Raw genomic sequence first — 14,087 nt, 5'->3', positions numbered from 1 at the left:
CTACGGCCCTATATCCCCCTCTGAGTAGTAGATGGCGGCTTGGACTCGGCTCCTCAGGTTGAGCTTGTTCAGCACCCGGCTGACGTGGGTCTTCGTGGTGGCCTCCGCCATGTCGAGCTCTCTGGCGATCTCCGCGTTGGACATCCCCCGCCCGACGCAGGCCAGCACCTCCCGCTCGCGCGGCGTCAGCACCGTCGTATCCGCCTGCTCCCGGCGCGGAGCCTGCTCGGCGAAGGCCGAGATCAGCCGCCGGGTCACCCCCGGCGAGATCAACCCATCCCCCTTGGCCACCAACCGCACCGCGTCGATCAGCGAATCGGCATCGGTGTTCTTCAACAGGAACCCGGCAGCCCCCGCCCGCAGCGCCCCGAACACATACTCGTCAATGTCGAACGTCGTCAGAATCAGCACGTCGGCCACCCCGGCCAACTCCCTGGTGGCGGAGATCCCGTCCATCCTGGGCATGCGCACATCCATCAACACCACGTCAGGCCGCGTCTCGCCGGCCAGCGCGACGGCCTCCACCCCATCGGCCGCCTCACCCACCACCTCGATGTCGTCCACCCCATCGAGGATCATCACAATCCCGGCCCGGACTGCCGCATGATCGTCAGCCACCAGCACCCTGATGGTCATCGTTCCTCCAGCTGGGTCATATCGCCTTCACCTCGCCACACGGATCCGTACAGGAGGACGATCACGGAGGATCCTTGTCCGACGCAGGCTTGTCCGAGGTGGGAAGAGCCGCCGTGACGCGCCAGTCGCTTCCGCGAGGGCCGGCCTCGAACGTGCCGCCCACCAGTTTGGTCCGCTCCCGCATGCCGATCAGCCCCACCCCGGCGCCCGGCAGGCTCGTCTTCCTGCCGTTGACCGGGTTGTCGACGATCAGCGACACCTGGTGAGGCTGATAGCGAATGCTGACGGCGGCCGGTTGCTCGCCGTGTTTGAGCGCATTCGTCAGCGCCTCCTGAACGATGCGATAACCGGCCAGATCGACCGCGGGAGAGAGCTCGCGCGCCTCGCCCTCGACCTGGAACTCGACGGCCATCCCCGACTGCCGGGACCTGTCCACCAGGATCTCCGCGTCGAGCAACCGCGGCCGCATGGCCTCCCCTTCGTCACCTTCCTGCCGCAGCAGCCCGATCATGGACCGCATCTCGGCCATCCCCTTCACGCTGTTCTCGCGTACGGACTCCATGACCTTGCGGACGGTGGCCTGATCGAGGTCCTTACGGGAGAGCGCGGCGGTGGACTGGATGGCGATGGCGCTGAAATGGTTCGCGATCATGTCGTGGAGCTCGCGGGCCATCCGGGTCCGCTCGGCGGAGATCGCCGCCTGGCGGTCGAGCTCGGCCAGCCGCGCCACCTGCTCGGCCTTGGCCCGCTCGATGACCACTTGATCACGATGCTGGCGCAGAACCAGCGCGGTCGTCACCGGCGTCACCAGGACCAGCGCCAACTGGAAGCCGACCAGGGCCAGCAGCCGCCAGTCCCCGGCGATGAACCAGCCGGCGGCTCCCGCCCCCACCGCCAGCACGGTGGTGATCCCCAGCAGCCATCGCGAGAACCGCGCCGGACCGTACAGCGCGGCGGCGTACAGATTGTCGGTGTAGACGAGGACCGTCCCCAGCGACGGCCCTATGAACGCGTCGAGCACGACGCCCAAAGTCCCCAGCCCGAGCGACCAGAGCGGCGCCCGCGTCCGCAGCAGGACGGCCGCGCACACGATCGCCAGCGGAACCACGAGCTGCCCCATGGGAGCGTCGCGGCGCAGGGAGGCCCCGGCCGCGATCAGGATCAGGCCCATGAGGAAGGCCAGCCCAGCCCACAGGGCCACGCGTTTCATGCCCCCATCCCACCACCGAACGCGACCGTTTCCCTCCTTCGCCGGTCCGCCTGTGGATACACCCTTCGATGTATCCACAGGCTCGTCTTCCCTGGGGATGAAAACCACCAAAGCGTCCATGACCATGGATAAGGTGATTCTCGCCATCATCGTCGCCTGCGAAGTCGGCTTCTGGGTGCTGCTCGCCCTCGGCCTCGCCAGCCGCTATCTGTGGGGCCACCGCCGGCTCAGCAACGTCCTCCTGCTCAGCGTTCCGCTCCTGGACGTGATCCTCCTCGCGGCCGCGGTGATCGACATGCGCGCCGGTGCCCCGGCCGACCTCAGACACGTCCTCGCCGTGGCCTACCTCGCCTATTCGCTCGTCTTCGGACACCGCACCCTGCGCTGGGCCGACGCCAAGTTCCACCACCGCTTCGCCGACGGCCCCCCACCCCCACGTCCTCCGGCCGGCGGCACGGCCAGAGCCCGGTACGAGTGGGTGCTCTGGTTGTGGATCGTGGTGGCGTACGGGGTCGCCTGGATGATCGGGCTCGCCCTGGTCTGGCTTGTGGGCGATCCGACCCGTACCGAGCCATTGCTGGGCATGGTGGGAGGACTCAGCAAGATCGTGTTGATCGCCCTTCTCTGGCCGGTCAGCTACACCCTCTGGCCCAAGAAGGTGGAGCAGGCGGAGTCATGATTGCGGAAACCGGTTCGAGGCACGGCTGAAGACCCGCTATGCTTGTTCCAGAAACGAGCGGCCGTAGCTCAATGGATAGAGCATCTGACTACGGATCAGAAGGTTACGGGTTCGACTCCTGTCGGCCGCACTCCAGTTCAAAGGCCCTTCGGGATGATCCCGGAGGGCCTTTTTCGTGGCCGTACAGCAGCGTTCTACAGCAACGCGAGCCCACACAGCCGGTCTCCTACAGACAACGCGATCATGTGGGCATGATCCTCGCAGCCCCCTCCGAACGTGTTCCTATAGAGCCCGGCCTGATCAAGGTGTGGTTTCAGTTCGTGCCGCGGGAAGGCTGGCTTCCCTACGACACCGAAGGGCTTTGGGCCACGCGCTTGAGCCGGGACACCGCCCGTGTGGCGAACGTCCCGTTTCTGCAGGACGGGGTCGCCGAAGGCGACGTGGTGCGCTTCATCACCGACGACGACGGGCTTCACTGGGCCTGTGAGCGGGTGGAGGCGTCGGGCAATTGCACGATCCGGGTCCTGCCGGTGCCCGATGGACCGCTCGGGCGAAGCGCGCAGGCCGTGCGCGAGCGATTGGCCGCGTTCGGCCTAGGCGGGGAATCCTTCAGCTCGGAGCTTTCTCTAATCGCCTTCACCGTGCCGGCTGACGCAGACCTTGGGCAGATAAGGACGCTGCTGACACGCGGTCAAATGGATGGCTGGTGGCACTTCGAGGAGTCCTGCATCACCGACGCCTGGCGAAGCGCTTAACGATCGGTTCGTTCACGGGGGCGGAAACCAGCAGCCTTGCTCAGGCACCGCCGAGGCCCTCCCGCAGACGGTGAACCCAGTCTGCGGGGAAGACCTGCTCAAGTCGCTCTTTGCTGATCTCCAACATGCCCTCCTTTGCCAGGGGCAGGAGGGCGCCGTTCTGAACTGCCGCGTGATTTTCGGGAGCCGGGCAGATCAGGACGGCAAGGATCCGACAGGTCCGTTGCAGGTCCTCGATCCCGCCGGTTTGGATCATGCTCTTGATGGGCTCCCACGCTGTCCGTACGGCAAGGGCTATCAGTGCTTCGAGGAGAGGGCTGCGATGCTCGACATCTCTGGACTTGATGATAGCCGTCGTAACGTATGTGGGCATTTGGTCCATGGCTTTCGAGAATTTCTCGATGCCTTCAGCCAGGGCGATGAGGAGATCGCACCAGAAATGATCGGTAAGGCGTCGTCTGGTCTTTCGTGGATCGCCGCCGCCGAAGCTCTTATCTAGTTCTCTGATCACAGGACCGGCGAGGAGGTCGCCGACTTCCTGAATGTGTTCGATAGTGCTTGGATTTTCGACCAGCCAGTCAATGAGATCGACTGTGGCACTGTCGGTGGCTGCTGCCTGCCGCCCCTTGGAGGGCCCTCGTCGCCCCCTGGGTGGTTGGGTCTTAGCCCAGTCAGCGTCGCTGCGGTCTCTCGCTTCTTGGCGGCTGGTGGGGGAGGGATCGCGAGCCAACGTGAGGGCATTGGTCCAACCATGCTGTGCCCCGCCGCAGGCGGAACATCCACAGTGATGCCCCTTGGCGCGCTCACAATTCACAGGATGCGTCATTCGCTCTCCGTTGCGCTCGGTGTGAAGGTGAACTGAGCAGCTCGCACGAAACCTATTCTTTTCTTTCACAAACAAGGAATAACGAAATTATCGCGGTGGCCAGTTCGATATAACCTTTCAGCTATGGCTAGAACTGGCGCATAACTAAAAGCCCTTTGGGGTGATCCCAAAAGGGCTTTTGTGGCAACGGATTAATGAGCTATGTCTTGGCCTGGCCGTCGAGGCTCTGATTGAGCCGGTCGAGCGCCTTGCGCGTCTCGGGGCTCGGGATCTGGGTGTAGACGTCCATGGTCATCGAGATCTGCGAGTGCCGCAGGATGCGCATCGCCACGCGTGGATGTACGTCGAGGGCGGCCAGAAGCGAGGCGCAGGTGTGCCGGGTGTCGTGGACGCGGATTCGAGGGACGCCCGCGTTGCGGCAGTGGGTTTCGAAGGCGCGGTTAAAGTTGCGCGGTTCGATCGGCGTGCCCGTCCGCGTGGTGAAGGTCAGGTCAGAAGGCTTCCACCTGTCTCCGGCCGCCTTGCGCGCCTCCTCCTGGACGCGTTGACGGTGCCGGAGAGCCGAGACGCAGAGGCCGAACAGAGGGAGGGAGGCCGTTGAGTCGTCCGTCTTGGTGGTCTCGCGGTGGAGAAGCCGGCCACCGACTCTGGTGAGCTGACGGGAGATCCAGAGCTGTTCGCCGCCGAGGTCTACGCAGTCCCAGGCCAGGCCGAGGACCTCCCCCCGACGAAGGCCCAGGACGAGGATGAGGACATAGGCCGCATAGAGCGGGTCGTCGACCTCCCGGAGATGCTCCAGAAACCTACGGGCCTCGTCGACCGTCCACGCCGTGTGCTGGCGTTTCTTCTTGGTCGTGCTGGGGCTTGGCAGGGTGGTCAGCGATGCGACGTTCTTTGAGATCATTTCTTCCCGCAGGGCGTGACCGAGGGCGGAGCGCAGGACGCGGCGGAGGCCCGCGATGGTGCTTCGGGACGGGTAGCCCTTGCAGCACTTACCGAGTGAGCAGCACCGCCGTTTGTGCGCGGGCCGCTGATGGTCCTTCTTCTGGTCGCAGCAGGTGCAGAGGGTGGGCAGGGTGTTCAGCCAGGTCTGTACGTCGCGGACGGTCAGCTTGTCCAGGCGCTTCTTGCCCAGGCCGGGGACGATGTAGAGCCGGACGAGCGGCTCGTAGGCGACGTAGGTGGTCGGCTCCCGGTTGGGTTTGATCACTTCTTCCAGCCAGCGGGACAGGAAGGCGGCCAAGGTGGGGTTCTTGGTGGGCACCGGCCCTTTGCGGGACTGCTCGTGGAGGCTGAGCCATTTCTCGTGAGTCTTTTCGCGGGTCTTGCCGTACGCCCACTTGCGGGTCCTCTTGCCCTCGGGAGCAATGGCCTGGTGTCCCTGCAGAAAAGATGGATGAGGCTCCTGAGGTCGAAGCGTAATACCTCGCTTACTCGCCTTTTCTGGGATCGGTAGTCACGTAGAAACGATCTGTGGGTCGGACCGAAGCGCGGTGTCAACCGGACAGGACGGCCACCTGGGCGTCGTCTGGACGTCAGTGGTGCGTGTCATTTTCATGACTTCGGCCTCAATTCGTTCGGAAGGCGGTGCAAGGATGACGGCGGCAGCTGGTCACGTTGGTTGAGCCGGGGATGATGTTGATCTGCGACCAGCTGTTTTACGGTTTCGCACTGTGGTATCAGGCCGCGGACACCGGTGCCGATCTGCTGTGACGTCTCGGGGACATCATGGACCTGCCGATCGTGGACAGTGACACCCAAGACGGCAAACCGGCAGGCCACAGCCCTGGCGGACACAAGCGAAGTGGTATTGCCCCTAGCATCACCACGGTGGCGGGAACGCTATTCGCCGCCGCGACAAGCACGGCGTGCAGCTCGCGTTCACGTCTGCGTATGTGTGTCCGTGCGGGACAGCGAACTGTTCGAGCGTGCAGACGCACTTTCGCGGAGCTGGCTCAAGCCTGGGTCACGACGGTTTACGGGATTTCCGTTCCGGCGGGTTGTCCAGCGGCATCGAGCGGTGCCGGGTTGTCGGGGAGTTGCCAACTGCCCCCGCGGTCTTCCTTGGCGAAGCGTGCGGCGATGTCGGGGACATGCAAGAAGCCGGCCAGCGCGGTGGCGGCCTGGAAGGCGTCGATCGCAAGTTGGGTCGTCGGCATGACCAGGCGCAGGAGACGCGGATTCACTTGGTCCTGGATCTCGTTGACGAAGGGCCGCAGCACCCTGTCGTAGTTCGCCAGAGCAGTCGGCAGATCGTCCGCGTGCCGGTTGATCTCACCCGCCAGGACGTGGGCGCCGACCAGGCCGCCGGAGATGCCCATGCCGCTGTAGGGGGAAGCGCAGTGTGCTGCGTCGCCGGCCAGGACCACGCGGCCCTGGGACCAGGTGTCGGTGCGCACCTGGACGATTTCCTGGGAGTAGAAGAACGGGCTGGTGCCCATGCCGTCGATGAAGCGATCGACCTGCCACCCGGCGTCGCGGAACCTGTCGGCCCAGAACGCCTGCTGCCGCTCAATGGGGGCGTCATGGATCGCCGATGCTTCCTCCGACTCCTCCCGCATCACGAAGTACGCCTGCGTCTCGGTCGGGTTGTGGCTGCGGCGCATGATCTGGCGACCACCCGGAACCATGTAGGTGTCCCGGATGTTGCCGTCGGACGCGATGCGCGGGACGAACCAGTACGCCATATGGATCCCGACGCGCCAGTAGGGGTCCGAGCCCTCCGCGAGGATCGACCGCCGGATGCGTGATCCCTGCCCGTCCGCGCCGACCAGGAGGTCGAATTCGCCGGAGGATCCGTCGGAGAAATAAGCGGTGACCTCGTGTTCGTCCTGCTCGAAGTTGTCGACGCTCTTGCCGAAGACGTAGTCGGTGTCCTTCTCCGTCGCGTAGTTCAGGATGCGGACCAGGTCTCCGCGCATGATCTCGTACTCGGATGTGAGGGTCTGCCTGCCCTTTCCGGAGGTGTTGGCCATGATCGTCGCTTTGGCCTTGCCGTTGGCGTCGATGAAGGCGACCCCTGCCTCATCGACGAGTTTGCTGCGGACGGCGTCGAGGAGTCCCATCCGTTTGACGGCCTCGATGCCTTGGCCTCGGAGGTCGACCTGCGCCCCGGTTGCCCGTAGCGCCGGGAAGCGTTCGACGACGGTCACTTGATGACCGCCCCGCGTGAGCCAGAAGGCCAGAGCCTGCCCAGCGACCCCGCCGCCGGCGACGAGGATCCGTAGGGGCTGGGTGCGTGATCTCTTCGCCATGACTACCTTCCAAAAATCTATCGGTGAATGATTTTAATGTGATCTATCGGCGATAGATTGTCAACATGACCAAGATGAACCGGGAGATCGTCATCGCCGAGGCGCTCGGCCTGCTCGACGAGGTCGGCCTGGACGCCGTCAGCACGAGGCGACTGGCCAAGCGGCTGGGTGTCGAGCAGCCGTCGCTCTACTGGTACTTCCGCACCAAAAAAGATCTCCTCGCCGCCATGGCGGAGGCGGCCATGGCACCTCATGCGACGCAACCGCTGCCGACGCCCGATGACGACTGGCGCACGTGGTTCCTGGAGAACACCCGCAGCTTCAGGCACACGCTGCTGATGCGCCGGGACGGCGCACGACTCCACGCCGGCAGCACCCCGACCGGGGACCTCGAGCGGCTTCGCCACAAGTTCGAGTTCCTCGTCACCTCCGGCGTGCCCGAGCGGGAGGCGGTGATGGCGATGCTGGCCACCAGTCGCTTCACGCTCGGCAGCGTCCTGGAGGAGCAGGCGGACCCCGGCCTGGACGACAGCTCGGATCTACCGACCGACCTGCCTCGGATTGATCACGACTCCGCGTTCGAGTCAGGCCTGGGCCTTCTCCTGGACGGCTTGGTGCACCGCATCCAGACAGGAGAGCCGACTACCGACACATGACCGTTTTCCCATCACGCGGCACGCACACGAGCACAAGGCAATCCGGTGTCCCGGCAGGCTGATCGACCAAGCCGCGTTCACGATTACGACATCGAGGTCCACGTTCCCAGCACACGCCGGGTCCGTCGTGCTCGACGACTGCCCCAGACCTGGTCGTCATCCCGCGACCACGCGTACGCGGGATGGTCACCGTGGATCAAATCGAGCAAGGCGGGCTGGCCGAGGTCGCACGCGGCGTGCTCGTACAACTGGCGAGCACGCGGCAGGATCACCCCGTAGTCGAGCAAGTGGCCCAGGTGGTTCTCGGCCTCGAGCAGGTCGACGAGATCGACATCATCAAGCGGGTACCGCGCGGGCAGGATGTTGCGCAGGGCCAAGAACACGTCGGTGGCGTGGCGCCGCGGGTCTCCGAGCAGGCGGCCTACCGGGGCGAAACGCCCCAGGGCGAGTCGGGGGTCGGAGACCAGACAGTCGGCGTACAGGACCCGCAGCAGCGCGGCGTTCATGAAGAACCGCTCGGCAGCGTTCTCCAGGTAGGCCAGGTCGCGGTGGGCGAGGTAGCCGGCAACGATGCTGGAGTTGTGCGCCCGGTACCAGGTCCGCGGAGAGGGGTCGCGCAGGAAGCGCATCCACCGACCCACTCGCGTGGGAGTCGCGGAGCGGTCGTCCTCACGCAGTCGGATCTCCGCCTCCACCGCGTCGCGCAGCAAACCCTCGTTGACTGCGCGCCACCACGGGCTTCCCCCTGCCTCGGGGGCGAGCGGGTCGAGTACGCCGCGGCCGATCTGCCACCGCATGAACGCCAACTCCGCACGCCGGTACGGCCGGATGGCACGCCCTCCCGTGGCGCTGTCATAGAACCGGGCGGCCAGCGCCAGCCGGGCCGAGGGATCGTCGCGAACGGCCTCCACGACGTCCGTCGCCGCGCTCGCCGCGGAACCGACCATCCGTCCCCTGGAAGCAGGGGATCGGTGCCATCGGATGTCCATCGCCACGTCGGTCGACATCACGATTCCCATTCCCTTCGGTCCGGCGGCATGGCCACCACTCGTTGCGCGGTTACGCGCCCGCTGATGAAGAGCGGGAGGTTCCGATCTTCCGGACGATGTCGTCGCCGAAGAGCTTCGTCTCCTCCAGCGTGTGGGCGCGGATGGCGACGCCGAGCAGGGACAGGGCGCCGAGGACTCGCAGCAGGGGGCTCATGGTCAGCTCGACGGTGCAGCGGAACTCGGAGGTCTCCGCGTCGCGGGCGGTCGCCGACATCGTCCAGCGGACCTGGATGGTCGCCGGGACGAGGTGGAACAGGTACACCCGGCTGCGCTTGGACAGCATCTCCACTCGGGACGGCTTGGCGGACACCTCCTGGTAGTGCTGGACGATGAGGTGTCCGCCGATGGCCTCGACGTTGACCGTGCCGCGGACGCCGTTCTGGACGAACGTCCCCGCGGCGCGATGCCCCCGTGCGCAGGCCTGGTACTCGGCGTCGGACAGCGTGAAAAGCCAGTTCTCCAGGTCGACCTGGTCGGCCGGCGCGTCGAGGACCGCGGTTCCGGTGTGCTTCATGTCTTGTCCGCCTTTTCTCGTCAAGTGGGCATGCCGACAGCGCGACGCCATGTCGAATTCGACGGACTTCGTGTTGTTCGGATGATCGAGACACGGCGGAACAGGCCCGCCGAGCGCATCGCTAAACGACCGTTAGGCGAACAGTACCGGCAAGAAAAACACATGTAAAGTACGAGCATGGAACACATCGCCGGCCAGCAGCGCAAGCCCAATCCGCGAGGCGCAGGCGGCGTGCTGGCCGAAGAGATCGTTGGGGCCGCCCTCCGCCTCGTGGAGGCCACCTCCGACCCGTCCGGCATCACCCTGCGGGGCGTGGCGCGCGAAGCCGGGATCACGGCGCCCTCGATCTACCTCCACTTCGCCAACCTCGACGCCGTCATGGCCGCCGTGGTCGACCGGGCCTTCGACAAGCTGCACTCAACCCTCGAAGACACACGAGCCGAACACGACGACCCGGTGGCCAGACTGCGCGCGCTGTGCCGCGGGTACGCGTCCTTCGCCGTGGCCAATCCCCAGCTCTACGGCCTGCTATTCAGCCAGGAGAAGGTGTCCCTCCTCCGCCAGGTGGAATCCGGCCTGCTGGCCCCGAAGTCGGTCGACACCATGCCCGGCGCCCACGCCTTCGGCCTGCTCGTCCACGCCGTCGCCGCCTGCGTCGAGGCCGGCACATCGACCAGCACCGACCCGCAGTACGACGCGACCCTCCTGTGGACGGCGCTGCACGGCTACGTCACCCTGCTGCACTCCTCGGCCGACTTCCCGTGGCCATCGCACGACAGCATGCTCGACCAGTACGCCGGGCGCCTCGCCCTCCTCACCCCATGACGACGTCCGCCACGGCACACATGTCGTGGCGGCAACACGCGTAGCTGTCGATGAATTGTCCGAAGACCTCGGAGCTACGCTCTGGAACCCACACGTAGACGTCAAGACTCGTCGATCGCCTGAGCGAAGACGTCAGCGGGTGATGGGCTTGCCGTGGGCGGTGTGGTGTTCGTCGGCCACTTTTTCTACGTCCCCACTCGTTCGGACAATCCTCGCAGCTCAGACGAGGCGGGATCCTGCATGGAGAGCAGGTCTGAGGCGAGCCGGCGTACGATCCGGTGGTTACGGATCTGTTCCGGGGTGATGGTCTCGGCCTCCAGCAGCGCGGCAACCGCGTCGTCGATCTGACGACGCTGGGTGTGTGCGCGGGCGAGATCGACACACAGCCGGGCACGTCGCTCAGCCGAGAGCGTCGAGGTGTCCACCGCGGTTCCCACTCGTAGTGCGTGCCCGGCGTCGCCCAGCTCCACGGCGACGGCTACTTCGTGGAGCGCGACGTTGGCCGATCCGAACTCGGTGTTGTAGTCGTTGCGTCCGTCGCCGACACCCTCGGCCATCTCGCGGGCCTTCGCCAGGTGGTCATAGGCGGTGTCGGCCTAGTTGAGCCGGGAGGCGGCGACGGCGCGTTGCAGGGTGAGACCGCCCCACAGCGACATCGCCTCCGGCTTGCCCTGATCGGCCAGGAACCACAGCGCCTCCGAAGCGGTGCGGGTGGTCTCCTCAGCCTGATCGAACAGGCGCGCCCAGAAAGACGAAGCCGAGCTGGAAGGCGTCGGCCGCCATCATCAACGGGTCGCCCGCGCGCTCGGCCGCGCCGATGGCCCGGTCGGCGGCGATCCGCGCGGCTTCCGGCTCGCCGAGATTGGCCAGTGGCGCCGAGCAGGCCTGGTAGGTGGTGGCCAGCAGTTCGAACAGCTCGGGCTGGTGTTCGGCCGGGGCTGAGCGGACGGCGTTCTCCAGCGTGGGCACCAGACCGCGCAGCAGATCGGCCAACTCGTCGTTCGACCGCCTCCCAGCGGAAACATTTGGCCCCATCTGTTCACTCTCATAACGTTTTCCCGGCCGCTGACCAAGAAGGGGTGTAATCGACGAAGGGAGCACGGCCGGTGCGTCGCAGACAGGCGAACATCGCTACGGACCCGGAGGCTTTCGAAGCCTTCTACCGGCGCCACGTCGACGCGATCACGTGGTTCCTCGCCCGCAGGGTCGATGATCCGAACACGGTCGCCGACCTGGTGGCGGAGGTTTTCGTCGCGGTGCTCGACTCCGCCCACACCTACCGGCCCGGACTTGGTAGCGAAATCGCGTGGTTGTACGGCGTGGCTCGCAACACCCTCTCGGCCGAGCGGCGGCGGGCGTTCAAGGAGACGAAGCTGGCCGATCGCGTAGGCGGACGAAGGCCGCTCGACTCCGACGACGTCGCCCAGCTCGAAGAGCGGATCGACGCGGAGAGCGTGGCCAGGCGGGCCTTCCAGGCCATGGCCGGACTACCAGACGGTGATCGCGCGATGCTCGAACTGGTCGTCATCGACCAGCTCACGATCAGCGAGGCGGCCATCGCTCTGGGCATCCGGCAGGGGGCCGCCAGGGCCAGGCTGCACCGCGCCCGCCGCGCGCTCAGGAACGTGCCGGGGATAGCTCCCTTCGTCATGGAAGGAATGCGATGAAATTCAAGGAGCACGTGCTGATGGAACTCAAAGCCGAGATCGTCGCCCGGAACAAGGCTCGGCGCCTGCTCGTCAGGCGGCGCCTGCTCGCCGGAGCGGCGGTGGCCGGGATCGCGGCGGCGGCGGCCGTCGCGGTGCCGTTCCTGAACGGGTCAGGGACCCCGGCCTATGCGGTCACCAAGAACACCGACGGCACGATCACCCTGAAGATCAACGAGTTCAGGGACTCCACCCAGGTGGAGAAGGACCTGGCGGCACTCGGCCTGACCGCCGACGTCTCCTACGTCAAGCCCGGCACCCGGTGTGCCCCCGACCGCGGCCACACCGACGCCGGCCCCTCGTTCTCCAAGGAGGAGCTCAACAGCAAGGATCCCGAGGTCCGGAAGAGGATCAGGGAAGCCATCGACAGCTCGCCGAACGGCAAGGCATTCAGGATGGGCGGTGGCGAGGTGCGGATCAGCCCGCAGCACATCAAGCCGGGGCAGACAGCCGTCATGGAGTTCACCGAGAACGAGGACCAGACCTCGGGCCCGGAGAAGCCCAGAGCCCTGTGGCAGTTCAGCGGCTACCTCGTCACCGGCCCGGTCAAGCCTTGCAAGGTCGTCGACGACCCGTCCTGGAGCAAGATGCCCGACCCCAGGACGAACCCCGGGGCATACCCGCCGCCCGGTAGCTGACCCTCGCTGGGCGAGAGTACGGCAGGCGCCACGTGATCCGCCGGGGCGAGCGACTGGCAAAGGGAACGTTTTTCTATCCAGTTCAGGAGATAGGTGCCGACCGTGGTGGCTGTGGTCCCGGCTCATGATCGAAAGGCGTCCACGATGATGAGCCGTGATCCCTTCTTGGGGATCGCCATGAAGCGGCCTTCTTCCCTGTTTCGGCACTGCTCATGAGAGCGCCGAGTCCAATTAGAAATGCCGCGAGTCGCTCGCAACCGTAATCCCAGCTCACCGCGCTGATCGACACAGCAGCGCCGTACAGCAACATCACCTTAAACGATCACCCACCACCGACCCGCGTGTAGGGCCCGACCAGGGCACGAGTCCGCCGACCTGGGACGTGCCGTTGACTCGTACGGAGATGGTCGTTGTGGGTGCCTTTAGGCCGGCGAGCGCGGACGTTACGGTGTCCGGGTGGAGTTCGTGTCCGTTCACCGCTCCAAGAGAGATAAGCCGTATCCATGCCCTTGCTGCGGTTTCCTCACTCTTAACGTGCGAGGTGGCTACGAGATCTGTCCAGTTTGTTACTGGGAAGACGATGGACAGGACGACCATGACGCCGACGAAGTCCGTGGAGGCCCGAACTACGAGCTGAGCCCTACGCAGGGGCGGCGGAACTTCGCCGAGTCCGGTGCGAGTCGTCGACAGGACCTTCCCCATGTCCGTCCCCCCTTGCCCTGAGGAGTATCCCGACGAGTGATCTTGCTAACGGCGTTGCTAACAGCGTGGTTCCCGCTACTCGTCGATGGCCTGAGCGAAGACGTCGGCGGCCGAGGCTTCCGCCGCGCGGATCACGTGAGCGTAGACCCTGAGAGCGATCGAGGGGTCGGCGTGGCCGAGGCGGGCCGCGACGACATGGACCCGCACGCCGGCCAGGAGCAGCGTGGTCGCGTGGATATGGCGGAGGTCGTGCAGCCTGGCATGAGGTAGCCGGTTGTTCGGGTGGGCCTGGTTGAAGAGCTTGATGAGGATCGGGAAGAGCGAGTTGAGTGTGTCCGGGTGGACGGGCTCACCCCAGCCGGTCGTGAACACGTAGTCGCCGCCACCTCGCCACTCGGGGGCGTGTCCAGTAAACGGTGCCTGTGGCGGACACCTCTGGACGATCATGAAGAACCTCGTAATGATGGGGCCATTGCTCTCGGTGGGGCATGGCTTGAGGTCACGATCCAGCACAGGCAGCGTGCGATTTATCAAAGACTCCAGGCATGGCTATTCTGCGAGCATCCGAGGCTAGCCTCGATCTTTCGTGATCAAGGTGTGGTCGGCTGAGCGGTTCGGCTGAAGGTTGAATTGCGTG

Annotated in this window: 17 protein-coding genes and 1 tRNA gene; 8 read left to right on the top strand and 10 right to left on the bottom strand. The window is 65.6% G+C overall.

Annotated features, from left to right (window positions below; translation table 11 throughout):
• The gene (locus IEY87_RS05095) at positions 1–636 is read right to left on the bottom strand and encodes a response regulator (protein WP_189137343.1); all 636 of its coding nucleotides are present in this window, start codon (positions 634–636) and stop codon (positions 1–3) included.
• Between the two features lie 61 nt (positions 637–697).
• A complete protein-coding gene (locus IEY87_RS05090; RefSeq protein WP_225277183.1) occupies positions 698–1,846 on the bottom strand; it encodes a histidine kinase in 1,149 nt (382 codons plus the stop codon).
• Between the two features lie 118 nt (positions 1,847–1,964).
• Here IEY87_RS05090 and IEY87_RS05085 point away from each other — a divergent pair, with 118 nt between their 5' ends.
• The 3 genes from IEY87_RS05085 to IEY87_RS05075 all read left to right on the top strand — a co-directional run bounded on the left by IEY87_RS05085 (position 1,965) and on the right by IEY87_RS05075 (position 3,280).
• Positions 1,965–2,525, top strand: a complete 561-nt coding sequence (locus tag IEY87_RS05085; RefSeq protein ID WP_225277184.1) for a hypothetical protein — start codon at positions 1,965–1,967, stop codon at positions 2,523–2,525.
• 57 nt (positions 2,526–2,582) lie between these two features.
• Positions 2,583–2,655, top strand: a tRNA-Arg gene (locus IEY87_RS05080).
• Between the two features lie 121 nt (positions 2,656–2,776).
• Positions 2,777–3,280 carry a DUF4265 domain-containing protein gene (locus IEY87_RS05075; protein WP_189137342.1) on the top strand — a complete coding sequence of 168 codons (504 nt, stop codon included), beginning with the start codon at positions 2,777–2,779 and terminating at the stop codon, positions 3,278–3,280.
• Positions 3,281–3,320: 40 nt separating this feature from the next.
• Here the strand turns inward: IEY87_RS05075 and IEY87_RS05070 are convergent, their stop codons facing one another.
• The 3 genes from IEY87_RS05070 to IEY87_RS05060 form a co-directional block, all read right to left on the bottom strand.
• The gene (locus tag IEY87_RS05070) at positions 3,321–4,106 is read right to left on the bottom strand and encodes a hypothetical protein (RefSeq protein WP_189137341.1); all 786 of its coding nucleotides are present in this window, start codon (positions 4,104–4,106) and stop codon (positions 3,321–3,323) included.
• A 199-nt stretch (positions 4,107–4,305) separates the two neighbouring features.
• Positions 4,306–5,370, bottom strand: coding sequence for a site-specific integrase (locus IEY87_RS05065; protein ID WP_189137340.1), 1,065 nt, complete (start codon positions 5,368–5,370; stop codon positions 4,306–4,308).
• Positions 5,371–6,082: 712 nt separating this feature from the next.
• Positions 6,083–7,360: an FAD-dependent monooxygenase gene (locus IEY87_RS05060; RefSeq protein WP_189137339.1), complete on the bottom strand. Its 1,278-nt coding sequence runs from the start codon at positions 7,358–7,360 to the stop codon at positions 6,083–6,085.
• 65 nt (positions 7,361–7,425) lie between these two features.
• On the opposite strand from IEY87_RS05060, the gene IEY87_RS05055 reads away from it, so the two are divergent.
• Positions 7,426–8,016 carry a TetR/AcrR family transcriptional regulator C-terminal domain-containing protein gene (locus IEY87_RS05055; protein WP_189137338.1) on the top strand — a complete coding sequence of 197 codons (591 nt, stop codon included), beginning with the start codon at positions 7,426–7,428 and terminating at the stop codon, positions 8,014–8,016.
• Between the two features lie 83 nt (positions 8,017–8,099).
• On the opposite strand, the gene IEY87_RS05050 is transcribed toward IEY87_RS05055, so the two are convergent.
• A complete protein-coding gene (locus IEY87_RS05050; RefSeq protein WP_225277185.1) occupies positions 8,100–9,026 on the bottom strand; it encodes a hypothetical protein in 927 nt (308 codons plus the stop codon).
• A 49-nt stretch (positions 9,027–9,075) separates the two neighbouring features.
• The gene (locus IEY87_RS05045; RefSeq protein WP_189137337.1) at positions 9,076–9,579 is read right to left on the bottom strand and encodes a hypothetical protein; all 504 of its coding nucleotides are present in this window, start codon (positions 9,577–9,579) and stop codon (positions 9,076–9,078) included.
• Between the two features lie 177 nt (positions 9,580–9,756).
• On the opposite strand from IEY87_RS05045, the gene IEY87_RS05040 reads away from it, so the two are divergent.
• The gene (locus IEY87_RS05040) at positions 9,757–10,404 is read left to right on the top strand and encodes a TetR/AcrR family transcriptional regulator (RefSeq protein ID WP_189137336.1); all 648 of its coding nucleotides are present in this window, start codon (positions 9,757–9,759) and stop codon (positions 10,402–10,404) included.
• A gap of 185 nt (positions 10,405–10,589) precedes the next feature.
• Here IEY87_RS05040 and IEY87_RS45495 read toward each other — a convergent pair whose 3' ends face one another.
• On the bottom strand, positions 10,590–10,961 hold the full coding sequence (locus IEY87_RS45495; RefSeq protein WP_225277186.1) for a hypothetical protein: 372 nt from the start codon (positions 10,959–10,961) through the stop codon (positions 10,590–10,592).
• Positions 10,962–11,124: 163 nt separating this feature from the next.
• Complete coding sequence (locus tag IEY87_RS45490; protein WP_225277187.1) at positions 11,125–11,439, bottom strand: hypothetical protein; 315 nt, start codon at positions 11,437–11,439, stop codon at positions 11,125–11,127.
• Positions 11,440–11,510: 71 nt separating this feature from the next.
• Here IEY87_RS45490 and IEY87_RS05030 point away from each other — a divergent pair, with 71 nt between their 5' ends.
• The 3 genes from IEY87_RS05030 (at position 11,511) to IEY87_RS47110 (ending at position 13,471) form a co-directional block, all read left to right on the top strand.
• Positions 11,511–12,071: an RNA polymerase sigma factor gene (locus IEY87_RS05030; RefSeq protein ID WP_189137335.1), complete on the top strand. Its 561-nt coding sequence runs from the start codon at positions 11,511–11,513 to the stop codon at positions 12,069–12,071.
• Entirely contained in the window at positions 12,068–12,748 is a 681-nt protein-coding gene (locus tag IEY87_RS05025; protein WP_189137334.1) for a hypothetical protein, read from the top strand. The genes IEY87_RS05030 and IEY87_RS05025 overlap by 4 nt, the downstream gene beginning before the upstream one ends.
• 456 nt (positions 12,749–13,204) lie before the next feature.
• Positions 13,205–13,471: a CPCC family cysteine-rich protein gene (locus IEY87_RS47110; protein ID WP_373294326.1), complete on the top strand. Its 267-nt coding sequence runs from the start codon at positions 13,205–13,207 to the stop codon at positions 13,469–13,471.
• A gap of 54 nt (positions 13,472–13,525) precedes the next feature.
• On the opposite strand, the gene IEY87_RS05015 is transcribed toward IEY87_RS47110, so the two are convergent.
• Positions 13,526–13,822 (bottom strand): tyrosine-type recombinase/integrase, encoded by a 297-nt coding sequence (locus IEY87_RS05015; protein WP_229699295.1) that lies wholly within the window; start codon positions 13,820–13,822, stop codon positions 13,526–13,528.
• Positions 13,823–14,087: the final 265 nt, after the last annotated feature.

Origin of the sequence: Nonomuraea glycinis, from assembly GCF_014646515.1 — a bacterium.
Classification (GTDB): domain Bacteria; phylum Actinomycetota; class Actinomycetes; order Streptosporangiales; family Streptosporangiaceae; genus Nonomuraea; species Nonomuraea glycinis.
The sequence above is the reverse complement of the archived record's forward strand: the minus strand, read 5'-3'. Positions and strand labels throughout refer to the sequence as shown.